Below are 20,656 nucleotides of genomic sequence, written 5' to 3' on the forward strand. Positions count from 1 at the left end.
TTCTCAATTAACTGTAAAAAAGAAAGGCGAATTTACGCCAAGTTCTCAACTAACTTTACATTCTTAATCAGATCATACGTAAGACAGACAGGTTTTCTCGTCCTCGGGTCAACACCGATCTCTGCATCAATATTAAATACATTACGTAGGACCATACGATTCATTACCTCTTCAGGCGTACCCTCTTTTAAGATGGATCCGTCTTTCATCGCGACCATATGATGAGCAAAGCGAGCCGCGTGGTTCAAATCATGAATAACCATTACAATCGTTCTCTTCTCATCCCGGTTCAACTGGTATAACAACTCTAGAACTTCCAATTGATGAGAAAGATCCAAGTATGTAGTCGGTTCATCCAACAAGATAATATCCGTTTCTTGAGCTAATGCCATCGCGATCCATACACGCTGTCGCTGTCCACCTGAAAGCGCATCTACAGATCGATCTTTGAACTCGAGGACACCTGTAACGTCTAATGCCCAATCGATTACTTCGAAATCTTTTTTAGTAAGTTTTCCGAAGCCTTTTTGATAAGGAAATCTTCCGTAAGAAACAAGTTCACCTACAGTAAGTCCTTCAGGTGAATCTGGTGACTGAGGAAGAATCGCCATCTTCTGAGCAATCTTTTTCGTAGATTCTTTACTAACGGCTTTACCATCTAGATAAACCACGCCAGATTTCGGACTCAGAATGCGCGACAAGGTTTTCAAAACCGTTGACTTCCCACACCCATTAGGTCCAATAATTGTCGTGATCTTACCGTCTGGAATGGAAATGTTAAGATCCTTTACGATGTCTCGTTCACCATATGAGATTTGCAAATGCTCAGCATATAGTCTAGACACTTTATTCGCCCTCCTCTATAACAGTAATTTGAAATTTATTTAAAGCATTGAACTTAATTGAAAATGATTATCAATCTCGTTATCATTTTATTGGATATCGAGGAGTGTGTCAACGGGAATTTTAATTTTTAAAAAAAAATCAGCCCTTTGTCATTCAAGGCTGATCTCCCATTATTTAAAACATACCAAGTGCTTTCTTAGTAGCCGGTCCTACTACACCGTCAACTGTTAGCTTCTTAGCTTTTTGAAACTTGCGAACGGCAGCATCAGTGTTGGCACCAAATATACCGTCGATTCCTTTTGTGCTGTATCCTAGATTCGTCAGCCTACGTTGAAGCTCCATAACTTCAGCTCCACGGCTACCTTTTTTTAGATTAACGATTGAGAATACCGGCACTGTTGAACTGTTTGTTACCTTATATCCATTCGCTGCTGCTAAAGCGGAGAATGATTTACCTGAAGTCGTTATAACTACAGGTGTATTTACGGAAATCCTAGCGTATAACCATTGCACCTCATTGTTGTACATACGGATACAGCCTGCGCTTACATATTTTCCTATGGAGCTTGAATTATTGTTACCATGGATAGCATAAGTTGTACCCCATGTGCCATTCGCATTTAAACCAAGCCATCTGTTTCCTAATGGATTTCGTGGATCTCCACCTGGAATGTTACCTGTATAATAAGGCCGATTTGTGATTTTGTTTACAATTTTAAATTTACCTTCTGGTGTATAGGATGGTAGTTTACCTGTAGCCACTTTGAAAACCTTCGATAATTTATTATTCTCAAAATACGCTAACTGGTTTGTCGATTTATTTATTACGATAAATGATGAAGCTGCAGCCTTTGCTGGTTGAACTAGTAAGAACATGAAACCAAACATTAGTAATGCAATCAGTACTTTTTTCGTTTTCATTCCTTCACTCCTATTCTTTATTGAAATAACAAATCCTCATATTCTATGCGAGGGTATAGGAGATGCATTACTACTTTTGTTAAAAATTTAATCAAAAAAACATGAATAATTCGCTTGTACGATGAATACAATGGTAGGTTATATTTGTCTTATACCTATGAACAGAAAGAAGATGGAATGATGCGAAATGTTATGTTAAAGAACACTCATAGAGTTGAAATTCGGGAAGCTGTAAGTGATGATGCAGTGAACATCATCGATTTTTATAATGTGGTTGGCGGTGAAAGTGATTATTTATCCTTTGGAGCTGGTGAATTTAAACGAGAAATAGAGGATTATAGTAATTACATTGTCTCTGTCTCGAATGAACCTAATTCGATCATGCTGCTTGCAACAATCGGTTCAGAGATTATTGCGATTGCAACCATTAACTCCTCGCAGAAGGAAAGAACGAAACATGTTGGAACATTGGGGATTGTTGTTTCTAAAAAGTATGCGGGGTTGGGTTTAGGCAAAGCATTGATGAATGAACTTATAGAGTGGGCAAGACAAAATGGAATCACTAGAAAGATTAGTCTCGTAACAAACGAGCATAATACGAAGGCGATCGACCTTTATCAAAAGTTCGGTTTTGAAGAGGAAGGTTTGCTGAAGCAAGATAACTTTATTAATGGAACCTATCAGAACACGGTAATGATGGGGTTAATTTTATAGTAAAAGGTACCTGCATTTAAACAGGTACCTTCTTTTATTTATTCACCTTTAATCTCAAGCAGTTTCTGCCTTAATCCGATTTCCATCGTAGCCAGCTCTTCTTCTGCAAGACGTCTCTTTACTCGTCCCTCTTCTTGAATACGGAGTGTCTCTTCTAGTGTGGAAAGAAGATTTTCCTGCGTTTTCTTTAACGTTTCAATATCTATCAAGCCGCGTTCGTTTTCTTTTGCGGTTTCAATCGTATTGGTTTTTAGCATCTCAGCGTTTTTTAGTAAAAGCTCGTTCGTTGTTTTTGAAACTTGTTTTTGAGCCTCTACTGCATTACGCTGTCTGATCAACGTCAGTGCAATAGCCACTTGGTTCTTCCACAACGGGATAGCCGTCATGATGGACGATTGAATTTTCTCTACCAGAGCTTGATTCGTGTTTTGAATAAGTCGAATTTGTGGTGCACTTTGAATCGTGATCTCACGGCTTAGCTTTAAATCATGTACCCGTTTATCGAGTCGATCGGCAAACTGAACCATATCATTTACTTCTTGGAACTTCATCTGATCGTTCGTTTGATCAGCTACTCTTCTCATTTCAGGAATTGTAACCTGGTTTAGCTCATCTAGCTTAAGTTCTCCAGCTGCAATATATACGTTCAACGCTTGAAAGTACTCTTTATTGTTTTCGTACAATTTTTCAAGCATGACGATGTCTGACATGAGAACATTCTTGCTGCCATCTAGCTTTACGGAAATTCGGTCAATCTGTGCTCCCGTTTTTTGATACTTCGATAGAACTTCTTGAACAGAGCCTGAAATTTTTCCAAACATACGGCCGATCAACGTTGGTTTGTTTGATTTTAATTCTTCAGGATTCACATCTTGAAGCTTTCTCATTAGATCTCCAATAATCTCACCGATTTGACCAGTATCTTTCTTTTTCACATGATCAAGCATGGTGTTCGAAAAAGAATGAAGCTTTGCCTGTGCAGGTGCACCGTAAGTGATCATCGTCTGGTGATTCGTCGGATCGATCTGTTTCGCCAGCTGATATGCTTTTTCTTTATTTTCTTCTGGCAGAACATCAATTAATCGTACCTGCTTGTTTTCACTTGAAGGCACAGCAGATTCTGGCTGTTCGCCAAAAGGATTAGCCAACAAGTCATCCATTAGATTTGTCGGTTCCTCTGAATGATTTAGTGGTGCATTACTTTCTTTCATTTATATCGCCTGCCTTTTTTATGGATTGGGAGTCTTTATAAGAATTAATTGAGTACTTCGCTACATCGATCTCATAATGTAGGTCATCTATATCATTTGACAGTACTTGGTATAAATCCTTTTCAATCTGAACGATGAGTTCGTCGAGAGTTCTTTTCGTTTCTACTAATGATTGCGTCAATTCCCTCGATTTTCTTGGTTGTGAGGATAGAAACAAATATTTTTCGGTGAGCTCAACAGCTGAATCCAAATGAGAAAAATAGAACTGTTCTGCTTGATAAAAACGTCGGGGCTCTTTTTGAGTTAAACTCTGGATTTTTCTTACTACACGAACAAGGTCTGCTCTTTGTTTGAAAGTAGGTAGGTCACGTACTGAAAACATGGCTTTTTGCAGTCTATAGATCTTTGGCTTTGCTTCATCTAAGTTTTTTCTGATGTATTTATACTCTCTTCTTGATAAGTGATGTTCACTAAGAAATTTCTGTTTTTGAAGAAGTCCTGTTGCTGTGTATGCGGCAGCTCCTCCAGCTACTGCGATTCCTGACGACAAAAGGTAGCTCTGGTCATACCCGATAATACTTGCCAGCCACACTCCTACTGAAGCTGGGATAGCAACAAACATGCGGATAAAAAAAGCTAAAAATCCGTTCATTGTAATCGACTCCTGACATAAACTCTTTACTATTCATACGGATGTAACAGTTTCTGAGTTTCGTTTAAATAAAAAAAGTTCATCTATACTATGTTTCTATTATTACCTTATCGAAACCTTCCTAAAATAACCATGGCTTTAAGAAGTAATGTGTTCTAAGACTTGAGGCTTATTTTATATATGGCCATTTTTGTATGAATAGTTGTACTTGTTAGTAGTTGATTTCCGTTCCAGATGCTCGCTTTCCACGGGGCAGGCGGTGAGCCACATTCGTTCGTTTCACTCTTAAGTGTCTCACCTGACCGCTTGTCCCGTAGGAGTCTCGCATCTTCCACTACAATCAACGTGTCAGTGAAGAAAAGATTTACAAGCTACAACCTTTTAGAAAAGATTCTATTTAAAAAAACCCACCCCTAAAATTTTGATGGTGAGTTTTGATTTATTATGTAATTGAATTAGTATTCGATTGGAGTTTCTCCATAAGTTTCCCATAAAAGCGGAAACTTTTTTCTCAATCCCTCTTCATCATCTTCGTCCCAGTCAAATACAATTTCTGGTTGAATATATTGCTCGTTTGTTAACTTATCATATAAATCTTGGTACTCTTCATATTCTAGACCTGTCTTTTCTTCATATGCTTCACACGCTACAGACAATAACTCTTCAAGTTGAGGCATTTCATCTTGCTCTTCTATTAATTTTAAATATGGTAACAGTGACTCAGGATTTTTAATAGCTGTTTCATAAGGTTCTTTTCCTAGGTATAGAAGGAACGCTCTAAAATAATCAAAACAATCGTCAGAACAACCTCCCATTATGATGTATGCTGCTGCCCATAAATCTGATGTGTATGACTTTAAATAATAGGTATTGAATATGAAATCGAACATGATGATATCTTTAACAGGTCTCTTTGATAGCTGATATATGAGCCATTCCATTTGCTCTTCAGCATCTTCGCCCTTTTCTTTACATTTGTCGATAAGTTCCCAGAATAGGGTTTCTGTCATGGTGGTATCTTTTAAAACTATGCTGCTTGATTCAGTGCGTACGTAGCCTTTTTTCATTTTTGAGGAAATAAGTTTATCGATTTCTTTACGACACTTCTCTTCTGATTCAAATGTTTTCGATTTTATTACTCCAACTGTTCCTACTTTTCCATATGTAACCATATAGGAATTTCCTGTCTGGTTAATTTTCCAAAACTTATTAGAAGAATCATCTTGATAAGTAAGCAACATTTCCATAAGTAATACTCCCCTCTTCCCGTATGTATTTACTTAATGCTATAAATATTATGTTATAACAAAACAAAGACGCTGAATATGTATATATCACATAAACAGCGCCTTTAGCTTACACTCACTTTATTCACTTAAACGTTCTTTCCTTTCTTACTAATACACAAATGCTAGTTATTGTCCCTAACTAGACTTCAATTAATTGTTCGTTCAATCAATTGCCTTGCATTAGATCTTATTTTTCCTCTACTTCTGGTAAATTCCCACACGCCCACATGCTGCGAAAATAGTTTTCACCGGCTATTTCCATCTGCAACACGATTTTAGCATGCTTCGCTCACATACGTCATTGGAATCATCCTCTTTCGTTATGTGTATTTGCGCGTTCCCACATACCCACACATCTCGAAATCAGTTTTCACTGGCTGATCTCTAACTGGATGTGATTATGATATGCTTCGCTTACTTATTTCATTGGAATCACGCCTTCCTTTAATTGAAGTAGTGTTTCTTTGTTAACTACATATTAACTCATTCTAAATTTTATTTAAATATTCAGAATAATCAATTTTATGTGATTTTGGGTGTTTTTATTCCTCTTTTTAGAATCATGCTCCTTCTTTCGTAAAATTTCTTTTTATTTCATCATATTTCAACAATTTAAATAATAAATGTGTTTTTTAGGCTATCACCTATTCCAGCTTTCCTACATAACATGCATGTAGAAACACAACTACAAAATAGAGGAGTGTTTTGAACCTTGACTGGAAAAATTCTAAATTATTATGCTGGCGGCAATACAGCTAGAGGTTTTCACAACTTATTTACTTCCAATCTTAGTGCTCTTGATCGCCTTTTTATTTTAAAGGGTGGACCTGGAACCGGTAAGTCGACACTCATGAAAACGGTCGGGGAAAAGTGGAACAGTGAAGGCTACGATATAGAATACATTCATTGTGCTTCAGACAACGGGTCCATTGATGGTGTAATTATTAGAGAGCTCGGATTAGGAATTGTCGATGGCACTTCTCCACATGTTATCGAACCAAAAGCACCTGGGGCTATCGAGGAGTACGTGAATTTAGGTGAGGCGTGGGATTCTAAAAAACTAGCGGACAAAAAGGCAGAAATTTTAAAGATCACAGATTCAATTTCTATTGATTATCAAAAGGCGTATGCGACTTTCCATGAAGCGCTCCTCATCCATGATGAATGGGAAGAAATCTATATTATGAATATGAATTATGAAAAAGCTAATGAAATTACAGATGAACTGATGCATCAATTTTTTTCTAAGAAAGTAAATAAACCCGCGAACGTCTATCACCGTTTTTTAGGAGCAGCTACCCCAAAAGGTGCGGTCGATTTTGTACCGAACTTAACTGAAGGTCTAGAAAAAAGATTCTTCATAAAAGGAAGACCAGGTTCTGGAAAATCAACTTTATTAAAAAAGCTGGCCGCAAATGCAGAAGCTTCAGGTTATGATGTTGAGATTTATCATTGTGGGTTCGATCCGAACAGCTTGGATATGGTAATCGTGAGAGAGCTCGGCTTCGCTATTTTTGACAGTACAGCACCTCACGAATATTTCCCTGAACGTAAAGGCGACTCCATCATAGACATGTACGAAAAGACGATAAAAAAAGGCACCGATGAAAAATTCTTTGATAATCTAAAAGAGATTAGCGGCCGTTATTCGAAAAAGATGAAAGAAGCTATCGGATATCTAGCTGATGCAAAAAGTAAGCACGATGACTTAGAAAAGATCTATAATGCCGCGATGAACTTTTCAAAGATCGACAAAATTCACAAGAAGATTGATCAAGAGATCGAAAAATTAACCGTTGCACAACAACAAAAATAATATTTGAAGCAGCCACTATTTTGATGATGGTGGCTGTTTTGATATGATGAGCATAAGACAATCTTACATATGGAGGACAGGTTTAGTGATGGAAACAGAAAATACAAAAGCTGTTGAAGATCTATATTTTAACTTCTTACATGCGTGGAACGAGAGGAATTCCCGTGAAATGGCTGATCATTTTACCGAAGATGGCGAGATGGTTGGATATGATGGCAGTCAGGCATTCGGCCCTGAAGAGATTCATGCTCATCTCGAGCCTATTTTCAACAGCTTCCCAACTCCACCTTATTATGCAAAAGTGAAAAACGTTTCCTTCTTAAGTGATGATGCTGTCATGATTCGCGCTATTGCTGGAATGGTGCCGGTAGGAAAAACAGAACTATCTCAAGAACTAAACACGCATCATACGGTAGTTGCCGTTAGAGAAGAGGATAACTGGTACATTAAACTTTTTCAAAACACACCTGCTCAATTCCATGGACGTCCTGAGCTTGTGGATCAAATGACTGAGGAGCTTCGCGCATTGCTTCCTAAATAAAAACAAGGAAACCCGCTTAAGTTACAGCGGGTTTCTGCATGTCTATTATTTTCTTAATATTTCCTTGAGCCCTTTATAAATCAATACGGCTCCAAAAACAAGAACCGTTAAAATCGCGATAATTTTAACAGCTGGACCGAATGCAGCTAAAAACGTGCCGCCTAGTGGAAGTGCAAGTAGAAAATAACCAGCTAATAAAGCCCCAATGAGTGTTAATACGTTTGTATTAGACATATTGCGCCTCCTTATAACAGTTTTCTTCTCGTTATAAGGTATGCGCGGATGTGAAGAGTGGTTAATTCTACATTATGCAGGTTTTATTAGGTAATCTGTCCAATCTAGGAGTTAATCTGTCCAATGTTCACTTTAATCTGTCCGATTCACAAGATAATCTGTCCAATGTCCCTAATAATCTGTCCAATCTAAGAATTAATTTGTCCATTCTTAAATTTTCAGCAGTTTCGTATAATCATTCTTCGGCACGATGCCTTCTTCTCCGGCACGGTTCAATAGGGTTGTAATGGCCTCAAAGCCCTTGTCACCAAGATCCGCTGTAAAATTATTCACATACAGATCGATATGAGATTTTGCAACCTCCTCTGAGAGTTCGCTCGCGTGCTGCATCACATACTCTCTAGATGCCTCAGGATTTCGCCACGCATACTCTACTGATCTACGAATCCACGCTGTAATAGACTCTAAATCTAGTGAACGGCGCGCGATGATCGCTCCTAGTGGAATGGGCAATCCCGTATCTTCTTCCCACCAGCTACCCATATCCGCCAACAAGTTTAAGCCGTAATCTTGATACGTAAAGCGAGCTTCATGAATAACAAGACCTGCATCAATCTTGCCGTCTTTTACCGCAGGCATGATCTCGTTAAACGGCATTACGATAATTTCGCCAACTCCGCCTGGTACATTTTGAGCCGCCCATAAACGGAACAGCATGTAAGCTGTAGAGCGTTCACTCGGAACAGCCACCTTTGCTCCCGACAGCATATCTGGCGTAACTTCACCTGGTTGATTCACAAGTACTAACGGACCACATCCACGACCGAGTGCACCTCCGCATGGAAGTAGAGCATATTTATCCAAAACATAAGGAAGCGCTGCGTAAGAGATTTTTAAGATATCAAGTTCATCTGACTCAGCGGCTAAGCTGTTGGTAATATCAATATCTGCATATGTAACATCAAATTCTGGAGCACCAGGAACAAGACCATGAACCAGTGCATGAAAAACAAACGTGTCATTGGGACAAGGTGAAAACGCAATACTCATTTTACTCATAACAAAACCTCCGCGATAACTTTACTAGCTCTCTCTAGTGTATCGAACGCTTCCTTCATACGCCAAGCAGAACGATCTCGCGGACCGATCGGATTTGATATGGAACGAATCTCAAGTACCGGCTTTCCAAATTCTCGTGCCGCAAGCGCTACACCATAGCCTTCCATCGCTTCTGCTACTGCATCTGGCTCACGAACCTGAAGATCCTTCGTCGTTTCAGAAGTTCCTGTCACAGTAGACAGTGTTAAAACATGACCGAGTTGAACTGCTACTCCAGCGAGCTTCAATGCAGTTAAACAGTGCATGACCAGTTCGCTATCTGCTTTTATGCGCGTGGCAGCTCCAAAACCAAGTTCGTCTAAAGTGATGAATCCATCAGGAGATTCTGCCCCAAGATCTCCTGAAATCATCTCATCTGCAATAACCAGTGTTCCAACATCTGCTTTATCTCGAAATCCTCCTGCAATTCCCATGTTGATTACAAGGTCATAGTCTTTCGTTAATAGTGCTTTTGTTGTTTGAATCCCCGCTGAGATCGGACCAACTCCAGCTAATACCACATCAACGGACGACGTACGGCCAATCCCTCTTGTGATTGCTTCTTTCTCAGCAGGTACCGAAGTCATGATTAAAATACGGCGTTCGTTATTCATCGACATGAAGATCCCCTTTCGCCGGTTAGCTTAATTTTTCAATGAACACAACTTTTAAATAGTTACCCTCTTTGAACTCTTTGTGAGTTTTAAAATCTTGAGGAAGCTTAAATTCTTCCAAAATGTTGTACGTGCCGCCTGTTTGTTTAAAAGCTGATGATATCATCTCTTTAAACTTTTTCATCCCGAATGTTGAGCAGTTAGATGACGCTACGATTACACCGTTTCTTTCTGTAATCTGAATCGCTTGTGCTAACAGCTCAGGATAATCCTTCCCAGCACTAAACGTATGTTTCTTAGAACGCGCAAAGCTCGGTGGATCTAATATCACAAGGTCGAACGACAGCTCTTTTCGAACGGCATATTTAAAGTAGTTGAACACATCTTCTACAATGATGTCGTGATCCTCATAACTCAGACCATTCACACTGAACTGTTCTTGCGTCTTGCTTCGGCTTCTATTCGCTAAATCAACACTTGTCGTTTTCGCAGCACCACCAAGAGCCGCCGCGACTGAAAACGCACCTGTATAAGAGAACGTGTTCAGAACGGTTTTCCCTTTCGCATATTGATCACGGATGGTTCTTCGCACATCACGCTGATCCAAGAACACACCGACCATCGCACCATCATTCAGATAAACTGCAAAGTGAATGCCGTTCTCTCTCACGATCAGTGGACTTGGTGCTTGTTCTCCTTCAACAAAATCATTATCATCGATATATTTGCCTTTTACAGCAAAACGCTTCTTCTCATAGATCCCTTTTACTTTAACAAGTTCTTTAAGGGAAGAGATCACTTCATCCTTAAAAGAGTAGATACCTTCACTATACCAAGTAAGAACGTAGTAGCCGTTAAAGTGGTCGATCGTCAGCCCACCGATTCCGTCTCCCTCGCCGTTAAAAACGCGGAATGCTGTCGTTTCATAATTGTTAAAAAGATCTTGTCGATGGTGAATCGCTTTTTTTAGTTTCTTTTCAAAAAACTCTTGATCGATGAGTTCTTGTGAATTTTGCGTGAGCACCCACCCACGGCCTTTATTTTGTTTGCCGTAATATCCCTTACCTAGGAATACATTCTTTTCATCAAACAGTTCAATGATCGATCCTTCTTCTTTTACGTTGCTTATATTTTGTACAGCATCCTCCGTAATCAGTGGATAGCCTGTTTTCAGCCCTTTCACATAAGAAGGTTTTACTTTCAATCGGACATTCTTCTTCATCTTGTCACCCGTTTCTTATTTTCGTTTTGCAGCAAGTAAACTTTAATCATAAAGTAACTTACTTCTTCAGGAAGTAATTCTTTGATCGGCTTTAACTTTTCTCCGCCAGCTTGTTGAATGGCATGTTCAATTTCTGAGACATATTCATCTGGAATAAGATCCTCCATATGAACGTCCATTCCTTCTTGCATGCATTGAATAAGGTGATTCTCGACCGTACTTAAGGCTAGGCCTCTATGCTCAGCAATCTCATCGACTGACATCTTCTCTTTATAGAAAGTGTATGTTTCAAGATGAGAATCAGGCGTTGCCTTTTTGGGAGGTGCTTTTGGTTTGTGGCTTTGATTCGCACCTTCTCTTCTTTCGGGATGCTCAGACAAATAAGTAGAAATGGCAGAGATAAAACGCTCACCATATTTCTCTAATTTATTTTGACCAACACCTGTCACACTCAAAAATTCAGTTTTTGACTCAGGCAGTTTCACGCACATATCTTTTAAAGCGGTATCTGCAAAAATAACGAAAGGCGGAACGTTCTCTTGTTCAGCTATCGTCTTACGGACGATTCGAAGCTCTTCAAATAGCGGATCATCTGCAGCCACTTGTTTAGTTACGACAGCTTCTTTACGCATGATCTGTTCTTTTCCGAGCAGGATGTCTTTTCCTTTTTCTTTTATATATAGAGTTGGGAAAGTACCATGCTCAACAGCAATAATCTCTTGTGAAATAAAAAACTCGATAAGATCTGTTACTTCTTTCGTACTTTTTTCTTTCATCATGCCGTAAGTTGGTAGCTTATTAAATCGCTGCTCTATCACTTTTTTATTTTTGGATCCGGTCAGTACTTGCGCGATTAACGTCTTTCCAAACCGCTTTTGTCCCATTCGCACGATACAAGACAACACGATCTGCGCTTCTCTTGTCACATCGATGCTATCGCGATCATCCGTACAGTTGCCGCACCGGCTGCATGGCGGAATTTCTTCATCACTAAAGTACCGAACGATCGATTGCTGCAAACAGCTTTCGGTATAGCAATAGTCCACCATGAGCTGAAGTTTTTCAAGCTCTTGTGCCATACGATCCTGCTCGCTAGACTGGTCAATCAGAAAACGCTGTACCTGAACGTCTTGCGAAGAATATAGCAGGATACATTCACTTGGAAGTCCATCACGTCCAGCACGACCCGCTTCTTGATAATAACTCTCCATGTTTTTAGGCAGCTGAAAATGGATAACATATCGAATGTTCGATTTATCAATACCCATTCCAAACGCCGAGGTAGCCACCATGACTGATGATTCATCTTGAAGAAATTGTTCTTGTTGTCCCATGCGCTCGTTGTCATTCATTCCTGCATGATAACGAGAAACGTTAATACCGCTTTTTTGCAGGGTTTCATAAAGCTGATCAACTGTCTTACGTGTTGCTGCGTATATGATTCCCGCTTCTTTCTCGTTCTTTTTAAGGAAATCTTTTAAGTAAGAAAGCCGGTCTTGTCCCTTAATCACAGAAAAAGATAAGTTTTCCCGTTCAAATCCTGTTAACACCGTCTTGTTCTCATCGATATCAAGCGACCAGCAGATGTCCTGACGAACGCGTGGTGTAGCTGTTGCCGTTAATGCTAGTACTACTGGCCGATTCGGTAGATTCCCGATCATTCTTTGAATACGTTGGTAGCTCGGTCTGAAATCGTGTCCCCATTGTGAGATACAGTGGGCTTCATCTACCGCGATTAAAGGAATATCGATCTGTCTCAAATGATCCATAAAGTCATAGGATTCTAGACGCTCTGGTGCAATATATAAAAGTTTATACTCACCGCTTTTCGCCTTTTCAATTCGTTCTCTCGCCTCTGTTGCTGTAAGTGAACTATTGATGAAGGTCGCGGATATACCTAACTGCAATAATGTATCAACCTGATCTTTCATTAATGAAATTAAAGGAGAAATAACAATTGTTGTTCCTTCAAAAACAAGGGCAGGTATTTGATAGCAGATCGATTTTCCGCCACCAGTAGGCATAACACAGAGTGTATCGTCACCCGCTAAAACCGATTGTATCGCTTGCTCTTGTCCATTCCGGAATGAAGAATAACCGTAATGCAAATTCAGCATTTGCTTTGCTTTTTCTATCAAACTTAAATTAGCCTCCTTCAGGTAGAGTCATCTCTTGATTATAAAGGTACTGACTCCACATAGCAAAGACACATCTTACCGTTTTCTTCCGATAAAAATAGACAGACTACTTAATAAAATGTGATACATTAGGATTTGGAGAAATGAAAAAGGAGTTTTTACATATGACAAATCAAGAAAACAACAATTTGCCACCAAAAACGTGTTCGATTGAAAGACTCGTAACGATGCCAGCTGATGTTGCTAAAGTTCTAGAAGGCAAGAAAACGGCTACTCGCCGTAACGGACGTTATGCAGACATTGGGGAGATCATGGAATTAGAAGGGCAGTCGTTCGTAGTCAACAATGTATACCGACAATCTCTTGGTGAACTAACCGATGAGCACGCTCAGCATGAAGGCTTTGCAACCGTAGAAGAGTACAAAAATGCGATTCTTTCGTACCACCCAGGCATGCCTTGGCTTCCTCATATGCAAGTATGGGTTCACGAATTCAGTCCTGCTAAAGGCTGAACTGTAACTTGATGGATATTTTGTATCGTATTTTTTTGTATATCCATATTTTAAGCGTGATCATTTCTGTTGGACCGTTCTTTATTCTGTTTCCACTGATCAAAAAACTGCGAACAGCGGCTGGGGATGAGATGGTAGCTTATCTTGGTACGTTTCGGTTTGTCGTTTGGCTCGCTAAACACGCAGGTCACGTTCTGGTGTTGTCAGGATTATTGCTTGTTTTTACCGGACCATGGTCGTGGGACACACCGTGGATCCTCATGACTTTAATCATCTTGTTCTGCTCGCTGTTCTTTTTAGCACGCGCCTTTTCACCGACGCTTCGTAAGTTTGATGATGAAGCCCACGATAAAGCGGTGTTATCTCAGAAACTGCAGCGTGCCGTTTGGATTTACCTCGGATTGTTGATGATCATGCTTTGGTTTATGGTTGGTAAGCCATATTTTTGGTTTTGATAGGTTGGAAAAAGCCGATCCCTTTTAGAGGGTGCGGCTTTTTTACGTGGCGTCCATTTGGAGTGGACACATCTAGCTTTGCAGGCTAAAAATGTGGATTGGAGCCTAAAACTCGTGGATTAAACACCTAAACTTTTGGATTCAGCAGGCAAATTTCTGGATTCAGAAGCTATTTTTGTGGATTCATTCCCTTTGTATCCAGCTGGCAAAGAAATAGTGATTTATGTAAGAAGAAATTTGCCTCTCTGTATAGAAAAAACTATGTATGAAACTCCATTTTCAGAAAAGGAGGCACATATCTATGGATTTTCATCCGATCACAGTCATTGAAATTATGTTCACCGTAACTTTGATCTCCACACTTTTCATAATTGCTTTCTTAATACCAAAAACAAAGCGAAAAATCGGCTTATACACAGCCAGCAGAATCACAGCTCTCGTTTTACTATTTTTCATCTTACGTCCCTTTTGGATTAACTATCACGTTTCCGTAAAAAAAGAACAGCTCACCTTATATTTAGAGAAGCAATTTCCAAATGAAAAGTGGCAGATTACACAAAACATCGGACGGCAATACAATCCTTATATCTTTTAGTTGAGTTCCATAACGAGAAAGGTTGGAAGTATCACTATTTTGTAAAGAATGCAGACCACATTAAGCAACACGGTGTTAGCATGCCAGATGGTGTTAAACAAATGGAGGGTAAACATCAGCGAAATGATTGGTAGAATAAAAGTCTGAAAGCCCTTTCATTATCTAATAATATTAAATATTTTAAAAATTTATATAATTCCCCTTGTCCCACTCTTTCTTAGCTGTTATGATTGTGAACATTATATTTCTAAAAACACCATAGAAGGGACATATGCAACATGAAGAAATTATTATTGATCATATTGATTTCCGCTCCATTTATCGCACAACTGGTCGTTCTACCGTTCGTAAACAAGATCGATCCTATTATTTTTGGCCTTCCGTTTCTTCAGTTTTGGTTGTTTTTGTGGATTGTTCTAACTCCTTTTTGCACATTAGGAATCTATCAACTTCAGAAATCAGAAGGGAGTCTGGATTAAATGCAGCAAGGTAATCTTACAGCACTATCTATCACGATTTTTATTATCTTAACAGTCGTTCTGATCGGATTTCTTGCCGGCAGGGACAAAGCTACCCGAAGTTCTGTTGAAGAATGGTCTGTTGGCGGAAGACGCTTTGGCGGCCTACTCGTCTGGTTTCTAGTCGGTGCAGACCTTTACACAGCTTATACATTCCTAGGTTTAACGAGTACCGCTTACACAGCTGGAAGTCTTGCATTCTTCGCGATTCCCTATTCGGTTCTGGCCTATTTTATCTCTTATTTTTTCCTTCCGAAGTTATGGAAAGTGGCAAATGAGCATAAGTTAACCACTTTAGCAGACTATGCTCGCGAACGTTTTGACTCTAAGCTTTTATCTTCACTCATCGCCATTGTTGGCGTACTCATGCTGATTCCGTATATCTGTTTGCAGCTGAGTGGTATTCAAGATACGCTTCAGGTTGCTGGGACAGGCTTTATCAATGTAAAAGTGGTCGTGATCACCTCTTTCTTGCTTGTTGCACTGTATACATTTTTCAGTGGGATCAAAGGACCAACTTATACAGCAATCATTAAAGATGTTCTAGTGTGGGCAATCATGTTGTTCATGGTCGTGTCTCTACCAATCATGCACTTCGGCGGGTGGAATCCCATGGTTGATAAAATCGTAACGGAAGCCCCTCACCTTTTAACGATTCCTGAGTCTGGGCCAAAAGGTGTTACGTGGTTCATTACAGCAGCATTCGTGTCATCCCTCGCTCTGTTTATGTGGGCACATGCGGCTACGGGCGTTTTTACAGCAAAAAGTGCAGATGCCATTCGAAAAAACGCACTGTACCTGCCGCTTTATAATATCGTTTTAATTCTTGTTGTTTTCCTTGGCTTCATCGCCTTTCTAGTTTTACCAGATGGTACGGATCCTAGGTTTGCTCTTCTTGCATTGATCCAAACGTCTTATGGTGGGATCGGTCAGGGATTAGCGTACTCAACGATTGCGCTTGCGTCACTCATTCCTTGTTCCATCATGGCAATCGGTGCATCGAACCTTTTTGCAAACAACATCTATCGTGACCTCATCAATCCGAAAGTAAAAGGCGCGAAACTAACGATGATCACTCGCGGCATGGTTTTCGTAGTTATCGGACTCGCATTATTGTTCGGCCTTGTGTTTCCACAAGCGCTCGTTTCCCTACAGTTGCTTGGTGTATCGGGAATGGTTCAGATTTTCCCTGCGATCGTTGTCAGCTTGTTCTGGAGAAATCAATCTAGAGAAGCTACCATCATTGGCCTGATTGTCGGACTCGTGGTTACCTTCACAGTCTACTCAACTGGTACAAGTCTTGGAATCTATGAAGGTTTCTGGGGATTGATGGCTAACTTTGCGACGCTAGCCGTGTTGAATCCGATCTTTGTTAATAAAGCAAAGCACTCGTCAAACGCTGTAAAGAATTACTTGTTTGATCAGTCATCAAAAAAAGAACACCTCGTACGAAAAGGAGCATAACTCTAGCTCCACATAAAAGAAAAAAGCTTGAGTCGAAATCTTTTTGACTCAAGCTTTTTATTATACTTGCCGCTAAACATTAGCGAACTTGATTCTGCTCCCGATAATGCTGCATCTTCTGATTGAATTGAAATCCTAGCACTTTAAAATAGATGGTGAACCCAAGCATGCCACCCAGATAAAGAATATGGAACAGAACCAACATCATATAGAATGTTTTACTTCCCCACTCGAACCAGTTAAAAACTTGGGACATACCTATTAAAACCAAGCCGAGAATAAGATATTGTATGATTAGTTTCCAACTACTTGCTAACTTCACTTTTGTGTCCTCAGTCCAAAACAGGTAATGCAATGCAGTGATCAGAATACTGAAAAGGAATATTTGTACGATCGACTCAAACGAAATTTCTCTTTCACCGAGCATATAGCCGAACACAACGTAAATGATGATTCCTGCTGAAAAGAATAAACTCATAATCGTTTTAAATGCTACCGTATACGCCATTACTTTTTTTAACATATCATCGCCTCCTTCATTTTAAAAACCTAACTTTTCCTTTAATATAGGAACATACTGACGGGACACTAACATGTTCTCTCCGTTCTCCATCTTTACTTCTAACCTGCCCCCGATTCGTGGGGAAATGGATTGTAATCGGTCGAGATTCAATATACTTGCTTTTGTAGCACGAAAAAAATTCACATCACCGAACAGCTCTTCAATTTGATACAACCTTAAGGACACCTCATAGACCGATTTTTCCGTATAAGCAAACGTCTTTTTATCAACTGACTCAAAATAATAAATATGATTCGGTAAAAGAAGATGAATCTTCCCTTCTTTTGTACCTAATACTTTTCTTTCAAGAGATCTTAAGGAAGTCAGAACTTTAATCACTTCATCATTTAAAGTTTTGCATTTCACAATAATCTCTATGCTTTCATGATCATCACTTTCATGTATTGTAAGCTTCATCTCACGCCCCCTTTTTGTAATTCACTTTATTTTTACCCAGTATATGTCATGATCTTCTCATCGTAAATCCACTTCTGACCATCCTGTCACAAACCGTTACCAAGTTGCACACAAGACCTCATAAATAACAAAACAATACCGTACCGTATATAAATAAAAAGATGCCACTTACTCCTATTCCATAATTTTAATAACTAAAAAAGCACTTGTAAGTTACACAAGTGCTCCTAAGTTAATTATTCAATTCTCTTCTCACAATATCTAAGAGGACGTTGTTCTGATCAGTCTGAATCTCGCCTTTGTTGCCATGATTTATCAAGTAGTAAGGTAGTTCCAACACATCCTTCAGTCTTCCTTCTGTTAAGAATGGAACAGTAACTTTTAATCGGATGTCGTCAGGCTGCATGGGGAGTGACGAAGCTAGTATATAACCCCAATCCACACCAGTCTTGTTAGAGAAATTATGAAAAGGAATCGTGAAGAGTCCACATTCTTTTAACGTCTTTTCGATGCTCCACATATATTCTGGCATCAGGTTGACGGTTGAACAAGCAATGGATAGAACACCACCCGGATTTAAATGTTCCTTTAATTGATGATAAAACTCTAAAGAAAACAATCGGGATAAACTCGGACATCTTTCAGTCGGTTCTGGTATATCAACAATAATTACATCCCATGATTCTAGGCTTTGTTCCACAAAACTTCTTCCATCTTCAATCCTTGTACTCACTTTGTGATGATTTAAAGCACCTTCATTGAATGATACTAACCGATCGAAGTTCTTTCCAAGGTCCATCATCTCAGCATCAATATCAACTGCGATAATTTCCTCCACTTCGTCATAGCGTAACACTTCACGTGCACTAATCCCGCCACCACCACCGATAATTAAGATACGTTTTGCCTCTTTCGCCGCGGCCATCGGAACATGTACAATCACTTCCGCATATTCATTCTCATCTTGTTTCGTTCCAAACATGATCTCACCGTTGCTATAGACCCATACTTCTTCTCCGACTTCGATTAATGCGATTTTTTGTGTAGACGTTTTAAACGTTTCAATCACTTTAAAGTCACTTTCAGGTCTCTGGCCTTCATTCATATAGAGTTTAAGTGAACCTCTCCCCAAAAACCTCCAATATAAGTAACCACCTGTTTCTATTATAAAAACTGCGGCTGCACCAATCGCTAGCCACATGAGTTCCTCCACTAGTAACACTCCTTATCTTTCAACGAGCTATATTCTCATTTTTATTCATGCATCGGACATGTGGTGTTGAAAAACTTGTACATAAGCAAAATTTAGGCATCTGCATAGACTAATGCGACAATCATTTTTTGGAGGTTAACTTATGAGCTATATGAATCCACAACAACAGCAGGAAGGTAGCGGACAACAGCAGAGCGACGGGCAGCAGCAAGCTCTTCAACTATCTCTGCAACTCATTAGAGAAGCTGTTGCTGGTGAAAGAGAAGATGAGTTGTTTTACGATTACTTAATTTCTGAAGCACCTACGAACGAAGAAAAGTTAATCATTGCATCTATTCGTGATGATGAAAAAAAACATAACAAGCTTTTCAGGATGATCTACAAAGATCTTACTGGCCAAGAAGTTCCACCCGTGAACGGAGAAGAGTTTCAGAAACCGAAAACTTATAAAGACGGTCTTGTAAAAGCACTGTTTGGAGAACTTGCAGCTGTAGAAAAATATCGTGTAATTCGCCAGGGACTTCCTAATACGTATTATCGAGATATTCTCTTTAACATCATTACAGATGAGATCAAGCACAGCGCAAAGTACAACTATTTATACACGTTAAACAGCCAACCAAGTTCTCCTCGTTCTTTTCAACAAGAACACAGAATGCCTCAAACGGAAAGCTTAGCTGATCAATGGGTTTCATACATTGATCCATTGGTGAAAAGAGCGTTAAAAGAGACGGAAGAAGGCATTAACCTTACCCACCTCTATCAAGAGTTTATTTTATCTGGTGTTCTTGTCGGTCAAGGGTTCACCCCTCAACAAGCAATCGAACAAGTAGAAGAGTGGGAAAAAACAGGAGAGTCTCAACTGTTAAAAAAGAGCAAAATGATGGGAAACCAAGAAAGATAGGAGAAGAGAGGGATGGAATCTACACAAATATATTCAAAGCCTTTTATTGGCGATCAATTTCCGGAGATGACAGTTCATACAACCCTTGGGGAACTTGTCCTCCCAACAAGCTATCAAGGTCATTGGTTTGTCCTCTTTAGTCATCCAGGTGACTTTACACCCGTGTGTACGACAGAGTTTGTAGCATTTCAAAAGCTCATGCCTGAGTTCACAAAACTCAACACTTACTTGATCGGATTATCGGTAGAACAAGTATACTCTCATTTAAAGTGGATCGAATGGATACAACAGAATTTGAAAGTTGAGATTACTTTTCCAATCATTGCGGATAGTCTTGGAAGGATTGCTACTAGACTTGGAATGATTCATCCTACGATGGGAACACGAACCGTGAGAAGTGTTTATATCGTTGATTCGACAGGCAAGATTCGACTTATTCTTACGTATCCAGAGAATGTTGGCCGTAATATCAACGAGATTCTAAGAGCGGTTAAGGCTTTGCAAACAGCAGATAGAAATAAAGCAGCAACACCTGCAAACTGGCCGAAAAACGAACTAGTCGGAGATCGCCTGATCGTTCCACCAGCTGCAACCGTACAAGAAGCGAAAAAACGTGCAGAACAAGCACAAGCGGGAGATATCGAATGCTACGATTGGTGGTTATGCACAAAGCCTCTTCATGATAGATAAAGAGCAGCCTTGCTTTAAGGCTGCTCTCTT

23 protein-coding genes are annotated in these 20,656 nt (G+C 39.6%); 10 read left to right on the forward strand and 13 right to left on the reverse strand.

What is annotated here, in order from left to right; all coding sequences use genetic code 11:
• Positions 1-32: 32 nt before the first annotated feature.
• On the reverse strand, positions 33-845 hold the full coding sequence (locus P4V41_RS11750) for an ABC transporter ATP-binding protein (protein ID WP_328085067.1): 813 nt from the start codon (positions 843-845) through the stop codon (positions 33-35).
• 175 nt (positions 846-1,020) lie between these two features.
• Positions 1,021-1,767 carry a L,D-transpeptidase family protein gene (locus tag P4V41_RS11755; RefSeq protein ID WP_328085068.1) on the reverse strand — a complete coding sequence of 249 codons (747 nt, stop codon included), beginning with the start codon at positions 1,765-1,767 and terminating at the stop codon, positions 1,021-1,023.
• 144 nt (positions 1,768-1,911) lie between these two features.
• Between P4V41_RS11755 and P4V41_RS11760 the strand changes: the two genes are divergently transcribed.
• Positions 1,912-2,481: a GNAT family N-acetyltransferase gene (locus P4V41_RS11760; protein WP_328085069.1), complete on the forward strand. Its 570-nt coding sequence runs from the start codon at positions 1,912-1,914 to the stop codon at positions 2,479-2,481.
• A 38-nt stretch (positions 2,482-2,519) separates the two neighbouring features.
• Here the strand turns inward: P4V41_RS11760 and P4V41_RS11765 are convergent, their stop codons facing one another.
• The 3 genes from P4V41_RS11765 to P4V41_RS11775 form a co-directional block, all read right to left on the reverse strand.
• Positions 2,520-3,692, reverse strand: a complete 1,173-nt coding sequence (locus tag P4V41_RS11765) for a toxic anion resistance protein (RefSeq protein WP_328085070.1) — start codon at positions 3,690-3,692, stop codon at positions 2,520-2,522.
• Positions 3,679-4,344 (reverse strand): 5-bromo-4-chloroindolyl phosphate hydrolysis family protein, encoded by a 666-nt coding sequence (locus tag P4V41_RS11770; RefSeq protein ID WP_328085071.1) that lies wholly within the window; start codon positions 4,342-4,344, stop codon positions 3,679-3,681. The genes P4V41_RS11765 and P4V41_RS11770 overlap by 14 nt, the downstream gene beginning before the upstream one ends.
• Before the next feature lie 455 nt (positions 4,345-4,799).
• Positions 4,800-5,591: a DUF4240 domain-containing protein gene (locus P4V41_RS11775; protein ID WP_328085072.1), complete on the reverse strand. Its 792-nt coding sequence runs from the start codon at positions 5,589-5,591 to the stop codon at positions 4,800-4,802.
• Positions 5,592-6,345: 754 nt separating this feature from the next.
• Here P4V41_RS11775 and P4V41_RS11780 point away from each other — a divergent pair.
• Both P4V41_RS11780 and P4V41_RS11785 read left to right on the forward strand, forming a co-directional pair.
• On the forward strand, positions 6,346-7,449 hold the full coding sequence (locus P4V41_RS11780) for a PRK06851 family protein (protein WP_328085073.1): 1,104 nt from the start codon (positions 6,346-6,348) through the stop codon (positions 7,447-7,449).
• Between the two features lie 88 nt (positions 7,450-7,537).
• On the forward strand, positions 7,538-7,990 hold the full coding sequence (locus P4V41_RS11785; protein ID WP_328085117.1) for an SgcJ/EcaC family oxidoreductase: 453 nt from the start codon (positions 7,538-7,540) through the stop codon (positions 7,988-7,990).
• 45 nt (positions 7,991-8,035) lie between these two features.
• Here the strand turns inward: P4V41_RS11785 and P4V41_RS11790 are convergent, their stop codons facing one another.
• The 5 genes from P4V41_RS11790 to recQ form a co-directional block, all read right to left on the reverse strand.
• On the reverse strand, positions 8,036-8,224 hold the full coding sequence (locus P4V41_RS11790; protein WP_066390930.1) for a hypothetical protein: 189 nt from the start codon (positions 8,222-8,224) through the stop codon (positions 8,036-8,038).
• A 210-nt stretch (positions 8,225-8,434) separates the two neighbouring features.
• Positions 8,435-9,274 carry a 1,4-dihydroxy-6-naphthoate synthase gene (locus tag P4V41_RS11795; protein ID WP_328085118.1) on the reverse strand — a complete coding sequence of 280 codons (840 nt, stop codon included), beginning with the start codon at positions 9,272-9,274 and terminating at the stop codon, positions 8,435-8,437.
• Positions 9,275-9,279: 5 nt separating this feature from the next.
• Positions 9,280-9,942 carry a futalosine hydrolase gene (locus P4V41_RS11800; RefSeq protein ID WP_328085074.1) on the reverse strand — a complete coding sequence of 221 codons (663 nt, stop codon included), beginning with the start codon at positions 9,940-9,942 and terminating at the stop codon, positions 9,280-9,282.
• Positions 9,943-9,961: 19 nt separating this feature from the next.
• Positions 9,962-11,158: a class I SAM-dependent rRNA methyltransferase gene (locus P4V41_RS11805; RefSeq protein WP_328085075.1), complete on the reverse strand. Its 1,197-nt coding sequence runs from the start codon at positions 11,156-11,158 to the stop codon at positions 9,962-9,964.
• A complete protein-coding gene (gene recQ / locus P4V41_RS11810) occupies positions 11,155-13,296 on the reverse strand; it encodes a DNA helicase RecQ (RefSeq protein ID WP_328085076.1) in 2,142 nt (713 codons plus the stop codon). Before recQ ends, P4V41_RS11805 begins: the two co-directional genes overlap by 4 nt.
• A gap of 164 nt (positions 13,297-13,460) precedes the next feature.
• Between recQ and P4V41_RS11815 the strand changes: the two genes are divergently transcribed.
• The 5 genes from P4V41_RS11815 to P4V41_RS11835 all read left to right on the forward strand — a co-directional run bounded on the left by P4V41_RS11815 (position 13,461) and on the right by P4V41_RS11835 (position 16,840).
• Entirely contained in the window at positions 13,461-13,808 is a 348-nt protein-coding gene (locus P4V41_RS11815) for an ASCH domain-containing protein (protein ID WP_328085077.1), read from the forward strand.
• Between the two features lie 17 nt (positions 13,809-13,825).
• The gene (locus tag P4V41_RS11820) at positions 13,826-14,263 is read left to right on the forward strand and encodes a DUF2269 family protein (protein ID WP_328085119.1); all 438 of its coding nucleotides are present in this window, start codon (positions 13,826-13,828) and stop codon (positions 14,261-14,263) included.
• 301 nt (positions 14,264-14,564) lie between these two features.
• Positions 14,565-14,858 (forward strand): hypothetical protein, encoded by a 294-nt coding sequence (locus tag P4V41_RS11825; RefSeq protein WP_328085078.1) that lies wholly within the window; start codon positions 14,565-14,567, stop codon positions 14,856-14,858.
• Positions 14,859-15,136: 278 nt separating this feature from the next.
• Positions 15,137-15,337, forward strand: coding sequence for a DUF3311 domain-containing protein (locus P4V41_RS11830; RefSeq protein WP_328085079.1), 201 nt, complete (start codon positions 15,137-15,139; stop codon positions 15,335-15,337).
• Positions 15,338-16,840, forward strand: coding sequence for a sodium:solute symporter (locus P4V41_RS11835; RefSeq protein WP_328085080.1), 1,503 nt, complete (start codon positions 15,338-15,340; stop codon positions 16,838-16,840).
• Positions 16,841-16,919: 79 nt separating this feature from the next.
• Here the strand turns inward: P4V41_RS11835 and P4V41_RS11840 are convergent, their stop codons facing one another.
• From P4V41_RS11840 to P4V41_RS11850, 3 genes are all read right to left on the reverse strand, one after another.
• Positions 16,920-17,363: a hypothetical protein gene (locus P4V41_RS11840; RefSeq protein WP_328085081.1), complete on the reverse strand. Its 444-nt coding sequence runs from the start codon at positions 17,361-17,363 to the stop codon at positions 16,920-16,922.
• 18 nt (positions 17,364-17,381) lie between these two features.
• Positions 17,382-17,819, reverse strand: a complete 438-nt coding sequence (locus tag P4V41_RS11845; protein WP_328085082.1) for a LytTR family DNA-binding domain-containing protein — start codon at positions 17,817-17,819, stop codon at positions 17,382-17,384.
• A 232-nt stretch (positions 17,820-18,051) separates the two neighbouring features.
• Positions 18,052-19,032: a spermidine synthase gene (locus P4V41_RS11850; RefSeq protein ID WP_328085083.1), complete on the reverse strand. Its 981-nt coding sequence runs from the start codon at positions 19,030-19,032 to the stop codon at positions 18,052-18,054.
• A gap of 142 nt (positions 19,033-19,174) precedes the next feature.
• Here P4V41_RS11850 and P4V41_RS11855 point away from each other — a divergent pair, with 142 nt between their 5' ends.
• Both P4V41_RS11855 and P4V41_RS11860 read left to right on the forward strand, forming a co-directional pair.
• Positions 19,175-19,936, forward strand: a complete 762-nt coding sequence (locus P4V41_RS11855) for a ferritin-like domain-containing protein (RefSeq protein WP_328085084.1) — start codon at positions 19,175-19,177, stop codon at positions 19,934-19,936.
• Between the two features lie 12 nt (positions 19,937-19,948).
• On the forward strand, positions 19,949-20,626 hold the full coding sequence (locus P4V41_RS11860; RefSeq protein ID WP_328085085.1) for a peroxiredoxin: 678 nt from the start codon (positions 19,949-19,951) through the stop codon (positions 20,624-20,626).
• Positions 20,627-20,656 lie beyond the last annotated feature (30 nt).

This window comes from Fictibacillus nanhaiensis (assembly GCF_036213205.1).
Lineage (GTDB): Bacteria > Bacillota > Bacilli > Bacillales > Fictibacillaceae > Fictibacillus > Fictibacillus nanhaiensis_E.

Coding starts and splice junctions, on each gene's coding strand:
- P4V41_RS11795 (WP_328085118.1), bottom strand. CDS start 9,274: ATGAGTATTGCGTTTTCACCTTGTCCCAATGACACGTTTGTTTTTCAT.
- P4V41_RS11790 (WP_066390930.1), bottom strand. CDS start 8,224: ATGTCTAATACAAACGTATTAACACTCATTGGGGCTTTATTAGCTGGT.
- P4V41_RS11805 (WP_328085075.1), bottom strand. CDS start 11,158: ATGAAGAAGAATGTCCGATTGAAAGTAAAACCTTCTTATGTGAAAGGG.
- P4V41_RS11800 (WP_328085074.1), bottom strand. CDS start 9,942: ATGTCGATGAATAACGAACGCCGTATTTTAATCATGACTTCGGTACCT.
- P4V41_RS11770 (WP_328085071.1), bottom strand. CDS start 4,344: ATGAACGGATTTTTAGCTTTTTTTATCCGCATGTTTGTTGCTATCCCA.
- P4V41_RS11765 (WP_328085070.1), bottom strand. CDS start 3,692: ATGAAAGAAAGTAATGCACCACTAAATCATTCAGAGGAACCGACAAAT.
- P4V41_RS11860 (WP_328085085.1), top strand. CDS start 19,949: ATGGAATCTACACAAATATATTCAAAGCCTTTTATTGGCGATCAATTT.
- P4V41_RS11830 (WP_328085079.1), top strand. CDS start 15,137: ATGAAGAAATTATTATTGATCATATTGATTTCCGCTCCATTTATCGCA.
- P4V41_RS11755 (WP_328085068.1), bottom strand. CDS start 1,767: ATGAAAACGAAAAAAGTACTGATTGCATTACTAATGTTTGGTTTCATG.
- P4V41_RS11840 (WP_328085081.1), bottom strand. CDS start 17,363: ATGTTAAAAAAAGTAATGGCGTATACGGTAGCATTTAAAACGATTATG.
- P4V41_RS11845 (WP_328085082.1), bottom strand. CDS start 17,819: ATGAAGCTTACAATACATGAAAGTGATGATCATGAAAGCATAGAGATT.
- P4V41_RS11815 (WP_328085077.1), top strand. CDS start 13,461: ATGACAAATCAAGAAAACAACAATTTGCCACCAAAAACGTGTTCGATT.
- P4V41_RS11785 (WP_328085117.1), top strand. CDS start 7,538: ATGGAAACAGAAAATACAAAAGCTGTTGAAGATCTATATTTTAACTTC.
- P4V41_RS11825 (WP_328085078.1), top strand. CDS start 14,565: ATGGATTTTCATCCGATCACAGTCATTGAAATTATGTTCACCGTAACT.
- P4V41_RS11855 (WP_328085084.1), top strand. CDS start 19,175: ATGAGCTATATGAATCCACAACAACAGCAGGAAGGTAGCGGACAACAG.
- P4V41_RS11775 (WP_328085072.1), bottom strand. CDS start 5,591: ATGGAAATGTTGCTTACTTATCAAGATGATTCTTCTAATAAGTTTTGG.
- P4V41_RS11835 (WP_328085080.1), top strand. CDS start 15,338: ATGCAGCAAGGTAATCTTACAGCACTATCTATCACGATTTTTATTATC.